The sequence below is a fragment of the Microbacterium sp. T32 genome (genome assembly GCF_001619615.1).
Taxonomy (GTDB): Bacteria; Actinomycetota; Actinomycetes; order Actinomycetales; family Microbacteriaceae; genus Microbacterium.
Genome location: NZ_LQQP01000020.1, coordinates 33,375 through 50,019, shown reverse-complemented (window position 1 = coordinate 50,019; position 16,645 = coordinate 33,375). Strand labels below are relative to the sequence as shown.

Genomic DNA, 16,645 nt, shown 5'->3' with positions numbered 1-16,645 from the left:
TCACAGCCACCCCCGCTCCACCGCCACCCGCACGGCATCCGCGCGATTCCTGCCGCCGGTCTTCCCGATCGCGCTGGATAGGTGATTCTTCACCGTCCCTTCCGACAGGTGCACCATCCGCGCGATATCGGCGATCGACCCGCCGGCGCGGGCCGCGGCCAACACGTCGGTCTCGCGCTCCGTCAAGGGTGAGTCACCCTGCGCCAGCGACTCCGCAGCCAACGCCGGATCCACCACGCGGAACCCCGCAGACACCCGCCGCACCGCATCCGCCAGCTCCGCCGCGGGGGTGTCCTTCACGACGAACCCCGACGCGCCAGCCTGCATGGCGCGCGCCAGGTAGCCCGGCCGGCCGAAGGTCGTGACGATGAGGGCGCGGCATCCGGGAACCTGGGTGCGCAGAAGGGAGGCGGCGGCGATGCCGTCGATGCCGGGCATCTCGATGTCGAGCAGCGCCACGGTGGCCTCGGACGCGCGCGCGGCCTCGACCACCTCGTCGCCGCGGCCGACCTGGGCGACGACCTCGATGTCGGGCTCCAGACCGAGCAGCGCGGCGAGGGCGCCGCGCACGAGCGCCTGATCGTCGGCTATGAGAAGTCGGATCACCACGTCTCCCTCACACGGAGGCGGCTGCGCCCCACGGTCACAAAGATCACCACGTCACCCTCACTCGGAACCCTCCAAGGTCGCTGCGCCCCACGGACATGCGGCCGCCGGCGGTCTCCACGCGCTCGCGCAGTCCGGTCAGCCCCGACCCGGACGACGCGCCCGACGGCCCACGCCCGTCGTCGGCAACCTCGACGGAGCGCGCATCCAGCGACACCCGGCACACGGATGCCTCGGCGTGCCGCACCACGTTGGTCACCGCTTCGCGGACCACCCATCCCGCGAGCTCCCGCCGGTCGGAGGGCACCTGATCCGTCGACCCCGGCAACTCCGCCGCGACCCCGGCGCTCTCCAGCGCCGCCCGCGCAGCCGCGAGCTCTCCGCTGATGCTCACACCTCTATATCCGTGCACCGTCGCGCGGACGTCGGCCAGCGCACCGCGCGACAGCTGCTCGATCTGCGCAACCTCGTTGCGGGCGGCGGGGGAGCCGGCATCCATCAGTCTTCCGGCGAGCTCGGCCTTCACCGTGATCACGGTCAGCGAGTGGCCGAGGATGTCGTGCACGTCGCGCGCGACGCGGCTGCGCTCGCGCTCGGCGGCGAGTTCGGCGACCTGGTCCTGAGCGGTACGCAGCTTCTCGAGCGTGACGATGTTCTCGACGAACGAGAACATCATGAACGACACCGACAGGATGACCGCGGCGTTCAGCGCGCTGAGGAAGCTGTCTTCCGGCGCCCCGACGACGAACGCGCCCAGCGAGAGTGCCCCCACGAGGGGAAAGACCACGGAACGCCCCGTTCGAGACACGGCGATTGCGACGCCGACGAACGTCCACGTCCACCGCACGCCGTCGCCGATCAGCGGCAGCAGCAGCAGACTCAGCCCGAACAGGATGCCGGCCGGCAGGAGACGCGCGAACCGCTGCCGTGTGCGGCGGATCACCGGAACCGAGACCAGGAACACCGCCGCGAACAGCACCTCGACGACGGTGCCCGCGATCGAGGCCCACAGGTCGGGCAGCTCCCACAGCGACAGCAGCGTCGGGAAGGTCCAGATCAGCGCGATTCCGCCGCCGATGAACCACCCGCGGTCGCTCGGACCGAAGCCCGGGGTGCGACGACCGAAGCCCGGCGCTCGACGACCGATGCCCGGGGCACCGAAGCGCCCCGGGCTGGTCGTCTCGTCCATGTCCCTCACGATAGAGCGGCTCACGAACGCCGCGTGTCCCGGCGGAAGAAGTACACGGTGCCCACGATGAACACCGTGAGCCACACCACCGCGTTGATCAGGGCGCCGAGGTCGAAGGCATCCCCCGTCAGCGGCGCCCGCGCCAGCTCGGCGATGCCGTACACGGGCGTCAGCTTGCCGATCGTCTGCAGGAAGTCGGGCATCGTCGACAGCGGGTAGAACAGTCCGCCGAGGAACGACAGCAGCACCACCGCGAGGCTCGTGATCTGCGCGACGTTCTCGCCCGGCACCATGTACCCGACCATGAGACCGAGCGTCGTGAACACCGCTCCGGCCAGCAGCCACGCGGCGAGCCCCGTGACGATCCACTGCGCCGCCGACAGCTGAACCCCGACCATGGATGCCACGACATACGTCGCGATCACGGCGATGAGTCCGAACAGCATGCCCGCCAGGAGCTTCACGATCACGTTGACGAGCGGGTTCAGTGGCGTGAGGCGGAGCTGACGCGTCCACCCCTGCGCGCGCTCGAACGCGACCGCGGCACCCGTCTGGGTCGCCGACATCATCGCGCCGTACATCGCCATCGACACCATGATGTACGCGGCCACCGACACTCCCCCGGATGCCACCGGGACATCCGTCAGGGGCAGATCGAGCATCTGGTACCCGATGATGAAGAACATCAGCACCGGGAACGCGACCGTGAAGATCAGCGCCCGCGGGTTGCGGAGTTTGCGGAGCAGCTCGATCCGCAGATACGTGAGCGTGAAGCCGCCCAGGACGGGGGCGGGACGGTCGAGGCTGATGGCGGTCATCGGGATGCTCCGTTCGAGACGTCGGCGGATGCCGGGGAGTCGATGGTGAGCGCGACGAACACGCTCTCGAGGTTCTGCGCGGTGATCTCGAGATCCCGCGCGGCGGTGGTGGTCAGCAGCTGACGTGCGAGGGCGTCGGAGTCCCGCGTGTGCAGCGTCACGCGCTCTCCGGCGGCCTCGACCGAATCGACGCCCGGGAGGGACGCGAGCGCCGTGATGTCGGCATCCGGAATCGTCGCTTGGACGACCCGACCCGAAACGAGGTTCTTGATCTCGGCAGTGGTGCCGTCGGCGACGATCTGGCCGCTGCGCATCAGCACGATACGGTCGGCGTACTCGTCGGCCTCGTCGAGGTAGTGCGTCGCGAACATCACGGTGCGGCCGCGGGCGGCATCCGTCCGGATCGCGTTCCAGAACGAGCGGCGCGCCTCGACGTCCATGCCGGTGGTCGGCTCGTCGAGGATCAGCAGCGCGGGGTCGCTCACGAGCGCCATCGCGAAACGCAGCCGCTGCTGCTCACCGCCCGAGCAGAGTCCGACGCGGCGGTTCGCCAGATCCCGGATGCCGGCCCGCTCCAGCGCTTCGTCCACGGGACGCTTCTCGGCGAACAGGCTCGCCGTGAGCTCGACCGTCTCTCGGACGGTGAGGTCTTTCAGCAGACCCCCCGTCTGCAGGACGGCCGAGACGAGGCCGCGCGAGACCGCGCCGCGCGGGGTGTGCCCGAAGACGCTGATGGAGCCCGAGTCGGGGTTTGTGAGGCCGAGGATCATGTCGATCGTCGTGGTCTTGCCGGCGCCGTTCGGGCCGAGGAACGCCACGATCTCGCCGGGCTGCACCCGCAGATCGACGCCGCGGACGGCGTGGACGGAGCCGAAGCTCTTGACGACGCCCCGCGCGTCGATCGCGGCGGGGCCGGTGGTGGAGGAGGTCATGTCCTCATGCTGGCCCGGCGCCGGGCCACGTACCTGGGGCGGGGGTCACCTTGTGGGGGTGACGTTCGTCATGGGTGCTACGGACTGGGCGAGGCGGGCGGCTGCGCGCACTGGGAGGTCGAGAGGAGGTCGACGACGACTCCCTCGTCGCGCGTGAGGACGGAAACGTCGAGAGTGCTGTTCTTATAGCCCGTCGCGATGAAGCTGACCGCCGGGTAGCTGAGCTTGAGGCGTGTCTCCTCAACGACGAAGTCCTCGCCGAGGGCTGCGGGCAGCCCATCGACGAACGCCTGACCATCGAAGCCTTCCGGGGTCTCGATGGTCCACTGACCCGTGTAAAAGACCCCGTCCCCTGAGCATCCGAAGGGCTTGTCCGAGGGATTCTTGTCGACCCGGAGGCCGGTCGGGAGCTCGTCGACGACGCGCTGCATCGCCGACTGCGCTTCGCTGCGCACCGTTTCATAGGTCGGCAGCGGGGTCGGCGCGCACCCGGTGAGGGTGAGCGCGGCTGCCGCGAGAAGTGCGAGCGCGGGGCGGGTGGCCTTCACTTGCTTCGCGGCGGTCGGGCGATTCTTGCGCGGTGATCGAGCCCGCGCATCACGAACTCGGCGCTGGCGTCGGGGTGTCGTCGTAGTAATCGAACGCGTTGCCAGGCACGCACGTACCACCCACGCTGATCGTGTAGCCGGGAGACGTGCTGAACGAGATCGCGTCGACGGGTCCGCCCCCACCGAAAACGCGAGGTACGGGGTCGCTGACCACTCGAGCGTCGATGCCCACAGACGCCCAGTAGTCTGCGACGCGTTGAGCGTCCGCGGCGGGGTCGGCCCCTTCGGTTACCGCGTATCCGCCGTGGTTGAAGGCGACTCCTTCCTTGCCATCGATCTCACACTGCTGCGGCAGGGGCACGTCGTCGCGGTCGAGAACCCAATCCGACGCACCGGAGACCGCGATTGTCGCTTGGAGGATCTCGAGCGTCTGCGCGCGAGCTTGTTCCGGTGTCATGACGTTCTCCTTGGGTGAACAGCTCGTCAGTACCAACGTGATGAGTACTGCGACCGCGGCAAGCGATCGGCGCTTCATAGTGAACCCCCACCGGAAAGCATGACGTCTCTCCACATCGTTTGCTGATCGGTCAGGCCCTTCTCTACCGCCGGTGTGACCTCATCACCCTTTCCGGTGGTCGCGAGCGCTGCGTTGAACAGTGATTCCGTACCGCCATTGAGATAACCCCAGCCTTTGCCGGAATCGACCAAGACTCCATGATCTGTGACGGGATACATTCCGTTGTCTCCGTCCGCCCCGAATGCGTTTCCGCCGAACCCGGAATTCGTGGGGTCAACAGGATGCGAAGTACTGGTTCGGCCCGTCCACGCCCACTGGTCGCCCTGTTGGTTCTCGAGGAAGGGCATAACGTTGCGGGCCTGGCCGCTGTATACCGCCCCCACGTTCAGACGGGATGCAGAGTCAATCCAGGAGGGGAGGCCGGCGGAGCCGATGGTAACGAACGTGTCCACCCGCGGCGTGCTGTTCCGTGTAAGCGCAATAGATGCGGTCGTGCTGCCGTACGAATGCCCGAGGACGTTGAGGGTCAACGTGTCCTCTCGGACGGCCGACGCCCCCGATAACGCCGAACTAAGGTTTGTTGCGCCCTGTTCGGCGAGTGTGTTGTCGAGAACGTCGAAGCCACCTTGGGAGACGGGAATGGGCGGTGTTCGATACCCGATCCAGGCGACGACGGCCCGATCGCCGTCTTGAGAAACACGTGTCTGCTCATCGAAGAGGTTCTGGGCAGCGTTGGTCCACCCCGTCATGTCCCGGGTGGTAGTTCCCATGCCCGGAACAGCGAAGGTCGCTGTACGCGCTGAGTTGAGGTCTCCAATCGCGATGGCTGCGAGCGGCGGCATGTCGCCGGTGAGTTCTATGAGGTATCGCGAAGCAGCATTCCGCGGAGAACGTAGAGCGCCCTCGATGTTGGTCAAATTCGCTACTTGTTGTTCAATCATGACTTTCTGCGCGCCGGTGCCGCCGCCTACTCCGTACCCAGGCTCCCACCCGGCGGCGTCCAGAGAATCCAGATCTTCCAACTCCGCGCGCAGTCGTGTGATCTCCCGTTCAAGCGTCTTGCGGTTCGCTTGGTCGCGGGCGCCGTATGCGACGCCGTCCAAATTGCCCATGAGGACCGGAGCGCCGGAGACGAGTGCTGCCGCCGACGTGGAATCCAGGCTCTTCCACCACTCGGAGATTTCGTCTGGTGTGGGGGGATGGTCGCGCACGAGCGCAATCCAATCCGGGTGCGCCGCCAGGAGCTTCTCCACGTCGCCGGGTGGCGCTGATGCCAACCGGTGGAGGACGGACATCGACACGGCGTCCGCGAACACCGTCGCACGCTCGCCTAGGGGTGCCGACGGGGCAGGTGCAGCCGTCGGCAGGGATACGGCGGGGTCGCCAATCCGCCTAAGGTCCTGCTCGCAGGCGAGAAGCGCTGCCTGAAACTGGGCCCGAAGTTGAGCGCACCGCTGTCGGAGCGATTCGTTCTGGGACCAACCACTGAGGCCCATGCCATCGAGGATGCCCCTCGCCATCTCATCCTGACCGGCCACGCTGGCCTGATACCGGCTGACCTCCGTGACGTGCGCTTCGACTTCCGCGGCCAGCTGAGCCCGAGTTCGCTCGAGTGCGGCCAGCGTCTCTCCAAGGGCGCGTATCGCGTCCGCAACCGCGGATCCAGCCTCTTCGAAATCATCCGCGATCGCGACAAGGGGCTGCGCCCGGCCGACTGCGGTGCTGGTGTCGGGCGTGTCGAAGGCGTCGCCGAGCGTACTCCATCGGGTTACGGCGTCCGCCGTTCGTTCGCCCACCGACGCGGCAGCTGGCGATATGGTGGCCGCTGCCGCGAGAAGTGCCGTCGGATCTGCTGGCATCTCCGGAACCGAACTGGCATCCACGATCGCCATCAGAAGACCGCCCGCCCGAATCCGCGTCCACGGAGAGGCGCTACCGCACTTGAGGCACTCGACGTCGTCGATGCCATCTCCTCGTCGCCGGCCACGTAGGCCACGGTCGCCTTCTGAATGCCGGCGATCAACTCGGCCGCGTGTGCGGTCAGGGATGGGCCGCTCTGTCGGCGCGAGGCGAATACCGCATCAAGTGCGGCCCGTACCGCGGCTGCATCGTTCTTCAGGGCGGCCGTCGCATCATCGACGGCTGCGACAGCCTGTGCGGCGGCGGTGGTCGCGTCGTCCAGGCAGGACGCGACGTCGGTGACGAGCGCTGTCACAGCCGTGGCGTCCACTGAATACCGCATCGTCCCAACCTAATCGGGGCCGCCTGTCACCCTCAGAGGGTTGTGGACAATCTCATCTTGCTCTCATCTTCGGTCGGGAGAAGTCCCGGTCAGACCGGCCTCGACGCCCGGATCGTGTAGCTCAGCGGCATCACCGACGGCTGTTCGGTGAGCGCGAATTCGCCATCGGGACGCAGGGTCATGCGGCCCGGCAGCGCCTCCCACGGCACGCTGTCGTGCTCGATGAGCGCGTCGAGCCGCAGCCCGCGGTCGAGCAGCGCCGTGACGATCTCGCCGAGGCCGCGGTTCCACTCGTACGTCCGCGTGGAACGCAGCGGCTCCGACACCTCGACGTACGTGCTGTCGTCGTCCCACTGCAGCGGCGTGCGCTGCTCGAAGTACGGGAACGCCAGCGTCAGACCCGGAAGGGTCTCGTCGGTGGACCACAGGATGGGGTGAGCCTCGCGGATGTGCAGCGTGCCACCGGGAGCCAGCAGATCCACGACGACACCGGCCCATTCCGTGATCGACGGCAGCCAGCACAGCGCCCCGATGCCCGTGTAGACGAGGTCGAACGCGCCTTTCGGGAGGACGTCGAGGGCGTGCGCGACGTCCGATTGGACGAAATCGACCGCATCTCCGGTCTCGGCCACGAGCCGCCGCGCCTCCGCGACGGCGTTCTCCGAGAAGTCGAGGCCCGTCACCCGGGCGCCGAGGCGCGCGAGCGACAGCGTGTCGGTGCCGATGTGGCACTGGAGGTGCACGGCGCGCTTCCCCGAGAGGTCGCCGAGCAGCGGCTGGTCGAACCGCACGACATCGCTGAGCGCGTCGCGGTCCTCCACGTAGCGCAGCACGCCGTAGCCCGACCCGTCGCGGGCGGCGTGCAGGGTGGCGCGCTCGTTCCAGTTGGCGCGGTTCGCATCGAGGTACTCGGTGGTCATGGCATCCCTTCCGACGGCACAGCCTTGCGACGATACACACGTGGATGCCAAGGCGCCAGGCTCGAGGGTCGTCAGCCGTCGTGACCGCGCGTGACGAGGGCCTGTGCCGGTGTCGGAGGCCCGGGTTAGCCTGACGGGCATGTCGGGCAGTGTGTACGTGATCCATGAGAACCCCCAGTGGCTTCCGCCGTTCCAGGCGGCCTTCGAGGCGGAGGGGGTGCCGCTGGAGGAGTGGCTGCTGACCGACGGGGCCATCGATCTGTCCGTCGAGCCCCCGGAGGGCGTGTTCTGGTCGCGGCTGAGCGCGTCCGCGCACACGCGCGACCACGCGGCGAGCAAGGAGTACGGCCGTGCCGTGCTGCGCTGGCTCGCCTCGTGGGGCCGGACGGTCGTGAACGGCGCCGACGTCCTCGAGCTCGAGGTCAGCAAGGTCGCGCAGCACGCGGCGCTGCGGCACGCGGGCATCGAGGTTCCGCGCACCACGGCCGTGTTCGGGCGGGCCGGGCTGTCCGCGAAGGCCCGCGAGTTCGAGGCGCCCTTCATCAGCAAGCCCAACCAGGGCGGCAAGGGCCTGGGCGTGCGCCGGTGGGAGTCGCACGCCGAGTTCGCGGCGTGGGTCGACAGCCCCGACTTCGAGCCGTCCCCCGACGGCATCACGCTGCTGCAGGAACTGCTGGTCGCGCGCGGCCCGTTCGTGACGCGCGCCGAGTTCGTCGGGGGCGAGTTCGTCTACGCCGTCCGGGTCGACACGAGCGCGGGCAGCTTCGAACTCTGCCCGGCCGAGGCGTGCGCGATCCCCGGTGCCGACGGCGTGGAGCCCGAGCCGCTGTTCCGGCTCCGCGACGATGTCGACCCTGCCCTCATCGACCGGTACCTCGCGTTCCTCGCGGCCGAGGGCATCGGCGTCGCCGGTATCGAGTTCATCGAGACCCGCGACGGACGCGTCGTCACCTACGACGTGAACACCAACACGAACTACAACCCCGACGTCGAGGCATCCGCTCCCCGTTCCGGACCGCGCGAGATCGCGCGTTGGCTCGGCGCGCTGTTGCCGCACGAGGCGGTGGGCGTGCGTGGCTGAACCCCACCGCGCCTGGGACGGCTTCGGGTTCGCGACCCGACAGGTGCACGCCGGCGAGGTCGAAGACCTCACCCACGGCTCGCGGGTGACACCCGTGCACCTCTCGGCGGCGTACCGGTTCGCGTCGTTCCAGGAGGCGACCGATCGCTTCGCCGGCACCGACCTGGGGCACCTGTACTCGCGCAATCTCAATCCCACGAATCAGGTCGCCGAGGCACGGCTCGCGTCGCTCGAGGGCGGGACGGGTGCGCTCGTCGTCGGGTCGGGGCAGGCCGCGATCACCACGACGCTGCTCGGTCTCGCGGGTGCGGGCGAGCACATCGTGTCGACCGCGAGCATCTACAGCGGCACGCGGGTGCTGTTCGGCCGAACGTTCGCGCGCCTCGGCGTCACCGTGGAGTACGTCTGGGACCCCGAGGACGACGCCGAGTGGGACGCCCTGATCCGCCCCGAAACGAAGGCGATCTTCACCGAAACGCTCCCGAACCCGAAGAACGACGTCGTCGACATCTCGCACGTCGCGCGGATCGCCGCGCGCCACGGGCTACCGGTCGTCGTCGACAACACGATCGCGACGCCCTACCTGCTGCGTCCCCTCGAGCAGGGCGCGCACATCGTCGTGCACTCCGCGACGAAGTTCCTGTCCGGTCACGGCGCCAACCTCGCCGGTGCCGTCGTCGACGGTGGGACGTTCGACTGGGCCGGGTCAGCGCGACCGTACCCGGGCATCACCGAGACCCCCGCCGCGGGGTACCCGTCGTTCGTCGAGGCCTTCGGCCCCCGCGCCTTCGAGCTGTACCTGCGGTTCGGCATCGCCAACGACACCGGCCCGGCGCTGTCGCCGCTGAACGGATTCCTGCTGCAGCAGGGCATGGAGACGCTGTCGGTGCGGATGCGTCAGCACTTGGCATCCGCCCGCGAGATCGCCGAGTGGCTCGACGGCCACGAGCTCGTCGAGAGCGTCGACTTCGCGGGACTCCCGTCCCACCCGCAGCACGCGCTCGCCGTCCGCGACTACGGCGGACTCACCGGCTCGGTGTTCTCGTTCACCGTGCGCGGTGGACGCGACGGCGCGGAGCGCTTCTTCGACGCCCTGCGCCTCTTCAGCCGCATGACCAACATCGGCGACACGCGCTCGATGGCGCTGCACCCCGCGACGACGACGCACCTCGGCTTCACGCAGGAGATCCGCGACCGCCTCGGCATCCACGACGGGCTCATCCGCCTGTCGATCGGGCTCGAGGATGCCAACGACCTCATCGCCGACCTCGAGCAGGCGCTCCGCGCGGCGGCGTAGGCGCGGGGTTCTCACGCGCAACCGGCGCGGGCGCGCGGCGCTGACGCGGCGGCGTAGTTCCGCGGGTCGGCGCGGCGGGCGGTGCGGCGGCGCTTCGACCTTGAGTGTCCAAGACATGCGGATGCCATGGCATCGGGTCCGCGTGTCTTGGACACTGAACCGGCAGGTACGGCGTCGAGGGCGGCCGAGTGCGAGGCTCGTCGCGGCGGTAGTTCCCCGTTGAGTGTCCAGGACACGCGGATGCCATGGCATCCGGTCCGCGTGTGTTGGACACCGAACCTTCACGCGCGGCACCGATGGCAGCCGAGCCCGGGCAGCCCCCCGCCTTAGGCGTCGCGCAGCGCCTCGAGTCGGCGCACGCGCGGGATCACCTCGGCGGCGAACCGCTGCAGCTCGGGCAGGTGCGGCGAGAACTGCAGCAGCAGCGTCGAGACGCCGACGTTCGCGAACGCGACGATGCGCTCGGCGACCTGGTCGGGCGTGCCGATGAGGTTCGGACGCAGGCCGCGGTTCGAGACCGAGTACTCCTTGAGGTCGACCGGGGTGTCGAGCTTCGACTTGCTCACGAACTCCTGGTACGAGCCGTAGGCCGCTCCCCCGCGCACGTCGGTGATGCGGTCGACCTCGGCCAGAGCCTCTTCCTCGGTGTCGCGCACGATCCCGTAGGCCGCCATGCCGAACGCCTCGAAGGGCGCGGCGCCGGCCTCGGTGCGGCGGCGTCGCATGTCGGCGACCTTCGCCTCCAGCTCGTCGAGGGTGCCGCCGTGCGTGAGGTACGCGTCGGCGAAGCGCGTGATCGCGGTGCGTCCGGCCTCGCTCTCGCCGCCCGCGTACAGGCGCGGGATCACGCGCGGCTTCGGCTCGAGAAACGTGCCCTCGGTGCAGTAGTACTCCCCCGCGTAGGCGAACGGTGTCTCCGTCCACAGGCCGCGGAGCACCTCGGCCCACTCGATCGTGCGGGCGTACCGGTCGTCGTGCGCGCTGAACAGGCCGTCGTACTGCTTCGCCTCCTCGGCCCACCACGCCGACACCACGTTGAGCGTGAACCGCCCGCCGCTGATCTCGTCGATCGTGGCCGCCTGCTTCGCCGTGTGGAACGGGCTGTGGAACCCCGGCCGCACGGCTGCGAGCAGCTCGAGCTTCGACGTCACGGCGGCAAGGCCGGCGGTCACCGCCCACGCGTCGAGCGACGGCGCCTCGACGCCCTTGATGTCGTTGAGGTTCAGTTCCGGGATGAGTGTGAGGTCGAATCCCCCCTCCTCGGCCGCCCGCGCGATCTCCGCGATGTGCGCGAACGACACCGGCGTCTGCTCGTCGTCGACGTTGCGGAGCCATCCGCCGAAGATCGGGGTCCAGTAGCCGAAACGCACGCGCTGGGGGGAGGTCATGGCATCCATCCTCACCCGGCATCCGGACGCCAGGCTCCCCCGCTGCAACGAGAGGTCACGCTGACCCCCCGCGAGTCTCCATGACACGCCGCATCGGGACCTCGCGATACGGCGTGTCTTGACGCTCAACCACAGAGGGCGCCGTCTATGCCCCGTCGAGCATGGACTGCGCGGCGGCGGTCTGGGCGCGGAGTGCGTCGGCCAACGCTGCAACGGCGGGGATGCGCAGCGAATCCGCGCGCACGATCATCCAGTACGACAGTCTCTCCGCAACGAGCGACGGCAGCAGCCGCACAAGATCCGGATGCCGGTCAGCGGCGAAGCACGGAAGCATGCCGATTCCGGCACCCGCGCGTGTCGCCTCGACGTGCACGAACACGTTGGTCGACGTCACGCCGTCGCGCATGCGCGGCACGAGTCGCCGCGGAAGGTCGAGCGCCTCCACCTGCAGCATCGAGTCGACGAAGTACACGAGCCGGTGCTGCTCGAGCTCGGCGAGGTCGCGGGGCGTCCCCTCCCGATCGAGATACGCCCGCGAGGCGTACATGCCGAGCGTGTAGGTGCCGAGACGGGTCGCGGTCCCCCGCGACGACTGCGGCTCCCCCACCACGACCTCCAGGTCCAGACCCGGACGGTGCAGCGCGGCCCTCCGCTGCGTGGCCACGATCTCGACGGTCAGCTCCGGATGCCGCTGACGCAGGGCCGCGATCGCGGGAGCCGCGACGTACGCGCTGAAGCCATCGGTCGCCGACATCCGCACGACGCCCGAGACGGGGTCCGGTTCCTCTCCCCCGCCCGACAGCCGCGACATCGCGGCCTCGATGCGTCCGGCCGTCTCGACGGCGTGCTTTCCGAGCGCCGTGAGCTCCCACCCGCGGCCCGAGGCCGCGACGACCCGGCCGCCGAGCGCGTCCTCGAGCGCCGCGATGCGCCGGGCGACGGTGGTGTGGTCGACGCCGCGGACCTGCGCGGCGGCGGTGTATCGGCCGGTGCGGGCGACCGCGAGGAGCATCAGGAGGTCGTCGGCGCGGACGTTCGTGGCATCCATGTGTGCAATTCTGCACACCCGGTCGGCAGCACTGGGCATTGCCGCGGATCCGACCTCACCGCAGACTCGTCCCCGGATGTCACCGTCGACACCGAAGGAGCAGCATGGAATCCCCCACCACCGCGCAACGCAGCGCCTCCCCCGAAATCTCGACCAGCAAGATCCGCCGCGTCGTCGCCGCCTCCATGGCCGGCACCGTCGTCGAGTGGTACGAGTTCTTCCTCTACGCCACCGCCGCGAGCCTCGTCTTCGGCACGTACTTCTTCCCGTCGTCGGGCTCACCGCTCGACGGCATCATCGCCGCCTTCGTCACGTACGCGGTCGGCTTCGTCGCGCGCCCCCTGGGCGGCATCGTCTTCGGGCAGATCGGTGACCGGTTCGGCCGCAAGCCGACGCTGCAGGCGACGATCATCATCGTCGGCGCGGCCACCTTCCTGATGGGATGCCTCCCCGGCTTCGCGACCGTCGGGTACTGGGCGCCCGCGATGCTCGTCGCGCTGCGCTTCATCCAGGGCTTCGCGGTCGGCGGTGAGTGGGGCGGTGCCGTCCTGCTGGTCGCCGAGCAGAGCCCGAACCGCTCGCGCGCGTTCTGGGCGAGCTGGCCGCAGGCCGCGGTTCCGGTCGGCAATCTTCTTGCGACGACGGTCCTGCTGATCATGTCGTTCGCCCTCTCCCCCGCCGCGTTCCTCGACTGGGGCTGGCGCGTCGCGTTCTGGCTCTCGGCCGTGATCGTGCTGGTCGGCTTCTACATCCGCACGCACGTCGAGGAGGCACCGATCTTCCTCGAGGCCAAGAAGCAGGTCGAGCAGGAGAAGGCGACGTCGTTCGGCGTCGTCGAGGTGCTGCGCCGCTACCCGAAGGGAGTCGTCCAGGCGATGGGCGTGCGCTTCGCGGAGAACATCGTCTACTACATCGTCGTCAGTTTCTCGATCGTGTATCTGAAGGTCGTGCACTCGTACGACACGAGCCAGCTGCTCCTCGCGCTGCTGATCGCGCACATCATCCATTTCGCCGTGATCCCCCCGATCGGGCGCCTCGCCGACCGCATCGGCCGCAAGCCCGTGTACCTCACCGGCGCGATCCTCAGCGCGGCCTGGGCGTTCTTCGCCTTCCCGATGTTCGACACGCTGAACCCCGTCGTCATCGTCGCCGCCGTGGCGCTCGGACTCGTGTTCCACGCCGGCATGTACGCGCCGCAGCCGGCGGTCATGGCCGAGCTGTTCCCGACGCGCATGCGCTACTCGGGCGTCTCGCTCGGCGCCCAGGTCACGGCGATCCTCGCGGGGTCGCTCGCCCCGATCCTCGCGACGCAGTGGCTCAAGGACACCGGGTCGTGGCTGCCGATCGCGCTGTACATCGTGGCGGCCTGCGTGGTCACGGCGATCGCCGTACTGTCACTGAAGGAGACGCGGGGCATCTCGCTGCGCGACATCGACGCCGCGGACGCCCAGCTCGCCGCGCGGGGAAAGTAGGACACATGAGCATCGACCTCAGCGGGCGTCGCGCCCTCGTCACCGGCGGTGCCAGCGGCATCGGAGCGGCGATCGCGCGCGCGTTCGCCGAGGCGGGCGCCACCGTCACGGTCGCCGATCTCAACGCCGAGGGCGCAGAAGCCCTCGCCGCCGAGATCGGCGGCCGCGCGTGGGCGGTCGACCTGTCGGACACGGCGGCCCTGGCCGACCTGAGCCTCGACGTCGACATCCTCGTCAACAACGCCGGCATCCAGCACGTGAGCCCGATCGAGGACTTCGCCCCCGAGCGCTTCTCGTTCATGCTGCGACTGATGCTCGAGGCGCCGTTCCTCCTCATCCGCGCGGCCCTCCCCGGGATGTACGAGCGCGGCTTCGGCCGGGTGCTCAACGTGTCGAGCGTGCACGGTATACGCGCATCGGAATACAAGTCCGCGTACGTCACCGCGAAGCACGGACTCGAGGGACTCTCCAAGACCACGGCCCTCGAGGGCGCGCGCCACGGCGTCACCAGCGTCTGCATCGACCCCGGCTACGTGCGTTCGCCGCTCGTCGAGAAGCAGCTCGCGGACCAGGCGCGGGCACATGGCATCCCGGAGTCCGAGGTGCTCGAGACGGTCTTGCTGAAGGATGCCGCGATCAAGCGGCTCGTCGAGCCGTCCGAGGTCGCGTCACTCGCGCTGTGGTTGGCCGGACCGGATTCCGCGATGGTCACCGGCACGAGCTACGTGATGGACGGCGGCTGGTCGGCGCACTGACCGGCCGGCGAGAGCTCACCGCCGGGAGCGCTCTCGCCCGGAACATCTCCGACGCGGCATCCGGGCAACCGGAGAATGTCCGAGGTTTCGTTATCGTAAAAAGACAGGCCAAGAGTTGGTGTGTGGCCTCCCGGCGACAAGGATGTCCGGAGGACTGCGGCACTTGTCGCGATCGACACTTCACAGCAGAGGTAACTCCATGACACTGCACAACAGTGGTCGAGGCCGTCTCGGCCTCGCTCTCGGCGCCGTCGGCGTCTCGGCTCTCGTCCTGGCGGGCTGCTCCGCCGGTGGGGGAGACAACGGCTCGGACAGCGGCTCGACCGACCCGCTCGTCATCGGCACGACGGACAAGATCAGCTCGATCGACCCGGCCGGCTCATACGACAACGGTTCGTTCGCCGTGATGACCCAGGTCTACCCGTTCCTCCTCAACAGCCAGTACGGCACGTCGGAGGTCACCCCCGACATCGCCGAGTCGGCCGAGTTCACCTCGCCGACCGAGTACACGGTCAAGCTCAAGTCGGGCCTGAAGTTCGCCAACGGCCACGACCTCACGTCGTCCGACGTGAAGTTCTCGTTCGACCGCCAGGTCAAGATCGCCGACCCCAACGGCCCGTCGTCGCTGCTCGGCAACCTCGACAGCGTCTCGACTCCCGACGACACCACCGTCGTCTTCACGCTGAAGAACGGCAACGACCAGGTCTGGCCGCAGATCCTGTCGAGCCCGGCCGCCCCGATCGTCGACGAAGAGGTCTTCTCCGCCGACGCCGTCACGCCGGACGACACCATCGTCGAGGGCAAGGCTTTCGCCGGTCAGTACACGATCGACTCGTACAAGCTGAACGAGCTCATCTCCTACACGCCGTACGCCGACTACCAGGGCTCGCTGCCCAAGCCCGCGAACGGCGGCATCTCGGCGAAGTACTACGCCGACGCCTCGAACCTGAAGCTCGACGTGCAGTCGGGTGCGATCGACGTCGCGTACCGCAGCCTCAGCGCGACCGACATCGACGACCTGTCGAAGAACGACGCGGTCAAGGTCGTCGACGGCCCCGGTGGCGAGATCCGCTACATCGTCTTCAACTTCGACACCATGCCCTTCGGCGCGAAGACCCCCGAGGCCGACGCCGCCAAGTCGCTCGCCGTCCGTCAGGCCGCGGCCGACCTGATCGACCGCCAGGCGATCGCGACCGACGTCTACAAGGACACCTACTCGCCGCTCTACTCCTACGTTCCGCAGGGTCTCGCGGGCGCCAACGAGGCGCTCAAGGGTCTGTACGGCGACGGCAACGGCGCCCCGGATGCCGCGAAGGCCAAGGCCACGCTCGAGGCTGCCGGGATCACGACGCCCGTCACGCTGAACCTGCAGTACAACGGCGACCACTACGGCCCCTCGTCGGGTGACGAGTATGCCGCGGTGAAGGCGCAGCTCGAGAAGGACGGTCTGTTCACCGTGAACCTCGCGCAGACCGAGTGGGTGCAGTACACCAAGGACCGCGTCGCCGACGTGTACCCCGCCTACCAGCTCGGCTGGTTCCCGGACTACTCGGATGCCGACAACTACCTGACCCCGTTCTTCTCCCTGGACAACTTCCTCGGCAACCACTACGACAACGCCGACGTCCAGAAGATGATCGTCGACCAGGCGACGCAGACCGACAAGGCCACGCGCGAGGACGAGATCGGCAAGATCCAGGACGCCGTCGCTGCCGACCTCTCGACCCTCCCGCTGCTCCAGGGCAAGCAGGTCGCGATCGTCGGCTCGAGCGTGAAGGGCGCCGTCCTCGACGGTTCCTTCAAGTTCCGCTACGCCCCGCTGAACAAGTAAT

At 68.8% G+C, this 16,645-nt stretch carries 16 protein-coding genes; 5 read left to right on the top strand and 11 right to left on the bottom strand.

Annotated elements, in window-relative coordinates; genetic code table 11:
• From AVW09_RS11850 to AVW09_RS11810, 9 genes are all read right to left on the bottom strand, one after another.
• Positions 1 to 606: a response regulator transcription factor gene (locus tag AVW09_RS11850; protein WP_063258292.1), complete on the bottom strand. Its 606-nt coding sequence runs from the start codon at positions 604 to 606 to the stop codon at positions 1 to 3.
• 46 nt (positions 607 to 652) lie between these two features.
• Positions 653 to 1,795 carry a sensor histidine kinase gene (locus tag AVW09_RS11845; RefSeq protein ID WP_082822944.1) on the bottom strand — a complete coding sequence of 381 codons (1,143 nt, stop codon included), beginning with the start codon at positions 1,793 to 1,795 and terminating at the stop codon, positions 653 to 655.
• A gap of 20 nt (positions 1,796 to 1,815) precedes the next feature.
• Positions 1,816 to 2,613, bottom strand: coding sequence for an ABC transporter permease (locus AVW09_RS11840; RefSeq protein WP_063258268.1), 798 nt, complete (start codon positions 2,611 to 2,613; stop codon positions 1,816 to 1,818).
• Positions 2,610 to 3,545 (bottom strand): ABC transporter ATP-binding protein, encoded by a 936-nt coding sequence (locus AVW09_RS11835; RefSeq protein WP_063258267.1) that lies wholly within the window; start codon positions 3,543 to 3,545, stop codon positions 2,610 to 2,612. Before AVW09_RS11835 ends, AVW09_RS11840 begins: the two co-directional genes overlap by 4 nt.
• A gap of 77 nt (positions 3,546 to 3,622) precedes the next feature.
• Complete coding sequence (locus AVW09_RS11830; RefSeq protein ID WP_063258266.1) at positions 3,623 to 4,093, bottom strand: hypothetical protein; 471 nt, start codon at positions 4,091 to 4,093, stop codon at positions 3,623 to 3,625.
• Positions 4,094 to 4,142: 49 nt separating this feature from the next.
• Positions 4,143 to 4,628 (bottom strand): hypothetical protein, encoded by a 486-nt coding sequence (locus AVW09_RS11825; protein ID WP_156496083.1) that lies wholly within the window; start codon positions 4,626 to 4,628, stop codon positions 4,143 to 4,145.
• A complete protein-coding gene (locus AVW09_RS11820; RefSeq protein ID WP_063258264.1) occupies positions 4,625 to 6,502 on the bottom strand; it encodes an alpha/beta hydrolase in 1,878 nt (625 codons plus the stop codon). The genes AVW09_RS11825 and AVW09_RS11820 overlap by 4 nt, the downstream gene beginning before the upstream one ends.
• Positions 6,502 to 6,852: a DUF6507 family protein gene (locus AVW09_RS11815; RefSeq protein WP_156496082.1), complete on the bottom strand. Its 351-nt coding sequence runs from the start codon at positions 6,850 to 6,852 to the stop codon at positions 6,502 to 6,504. Before AVW09_RS11815 ends, AVW09_RS11820 begins: the two co-directional genes overlap by 1 nt.
• Positions 6,853 to 6,941: 89 nt before the next feature.
• Positions 6,942 to 7,772 (bottom strand): class I SAM-dependent methyltransferase, encoded by an 831-nt coding sequence (locus AVW09_RS11810; protein ID WP_063258262.1) that lies wholly within the window; start codon positions 7,770 to 7,772, stop codon positions 6,942 to 6,944.
• A gap of 139 nt (positions 7,773 to 7,911) precedes the next feature.
• Here AVW09_RS11810 and AVW09_RS11805 point away from each other — a divergent pair, with 139 nt between their 5' ends.
• Complete coding sequence (locus tag AVW09_RS11805) at positions 7,912 to 8,853, top strand: ATP-grasp domain-containing protein (RefSeq protein ID WP_063258261.1); 942 nt, start codon at positions 7,912 to 7,914, stop codon at positions 8,851 to 8,853.
• The gene (locus AVW09_RS11800) at positions 8,846 to 10,150 is read left to right on the top strand and encodes an O-acetylhomoserine aminocarboxypropyltransferase/cysteine synthase family protein (RefSeq protein WP_063258260.1); all 1,305 of its coding nucleotides are present in this window, start codon (positions 8,846 to 8,848) and stop codon (positions 10,148 to 10,150) included. The genes AVW09_RS11805 and AVW09_RS11800 overlap by 8 nt, the downstream gene beginning before the upstream one ends.
• A gap of 326 nt (positions 10,151 to 10,476) precedes the next feature.
• Here AVW09_RS11800 and AVW09_RS11795 read toward each other — a convergent pair whose 3' ends face one another.
• Positions 10,477 to 11,538, bottom strand: a complete 1,062-nt coding sequence (locus AVW09_RS11795; RefSeq protein ID WP_197462619.1) for an LLM class flavin-dependent oxidoreductase — start codon at positions 11,536 to 11,538, stop codon at positions 10,477 to 10,479.
• Between the two features lie 145 nt (positions 11,539 to 11,683).
• Positions 11,684 to 12,586 carry a LysR family transcriptional regulator gene (locus tag AVW09_RS11790; protein ID WP_063258259.1) on the bottom strand — a complete coding sequence of 301 codons (903 nt, stop codon included), beginning with the start codon at positions 12,584 to 12,586 and terminating at the stop codon, positions 11,684 to 11,686.
• Positions 12,587 to 12,690: 104 nt separating this feature from the next.
• Between AVW09_RS11790 and AVW09_RS11785 the strand changes: the two genes are divergently transcribed.
• The 3 genes from AVW09_RS11785 to AVW09_RS11775 all read left to right on the top strand — a co-directional run bounded on the left by AVW09_RS11785 (position 12,691) and on the right by AVW09_RS11775 (position 16,644).
• Complete coding sequence (locus AVW09_RS11785; protein ID WP_063258258.1) at positions 12,691 to 14,058, top strand: MFS transporter; 1,368 nt, start codon at positions 12,691 to 12,693, stop codon at positions 14,056 to 14,058.
• Between the two features lie 5 nt (positions 14,059 to 14,063).
• On the top strand, positions 14,064 to 14,813 hold the full coding sequence (locus AVW09_RS11780) for a 3-hydroxybutyrate dehydrogenase (protein ID WP_063258257.1): 750 nt from the start codon (positions 14,064 to 14,066) through the stop codon (positions 14,811 to 14,813).
• 199 nt (positions 14,814 to 15,012) lie between these two features.
• On the top strand, positions 15,013 to 16,644 hold the full coding sequence (locus AVW09_RS11775) for an ABC transporter substrate-binding protein (RefSeq protein ID WP_063258256.1): 1,632 nt from the start codon (positions 15,013 to 15,015) through the stop codon (positions 16,642 to 16,644).
• Position 16,645: the final 1 nt, after the last annotated feature.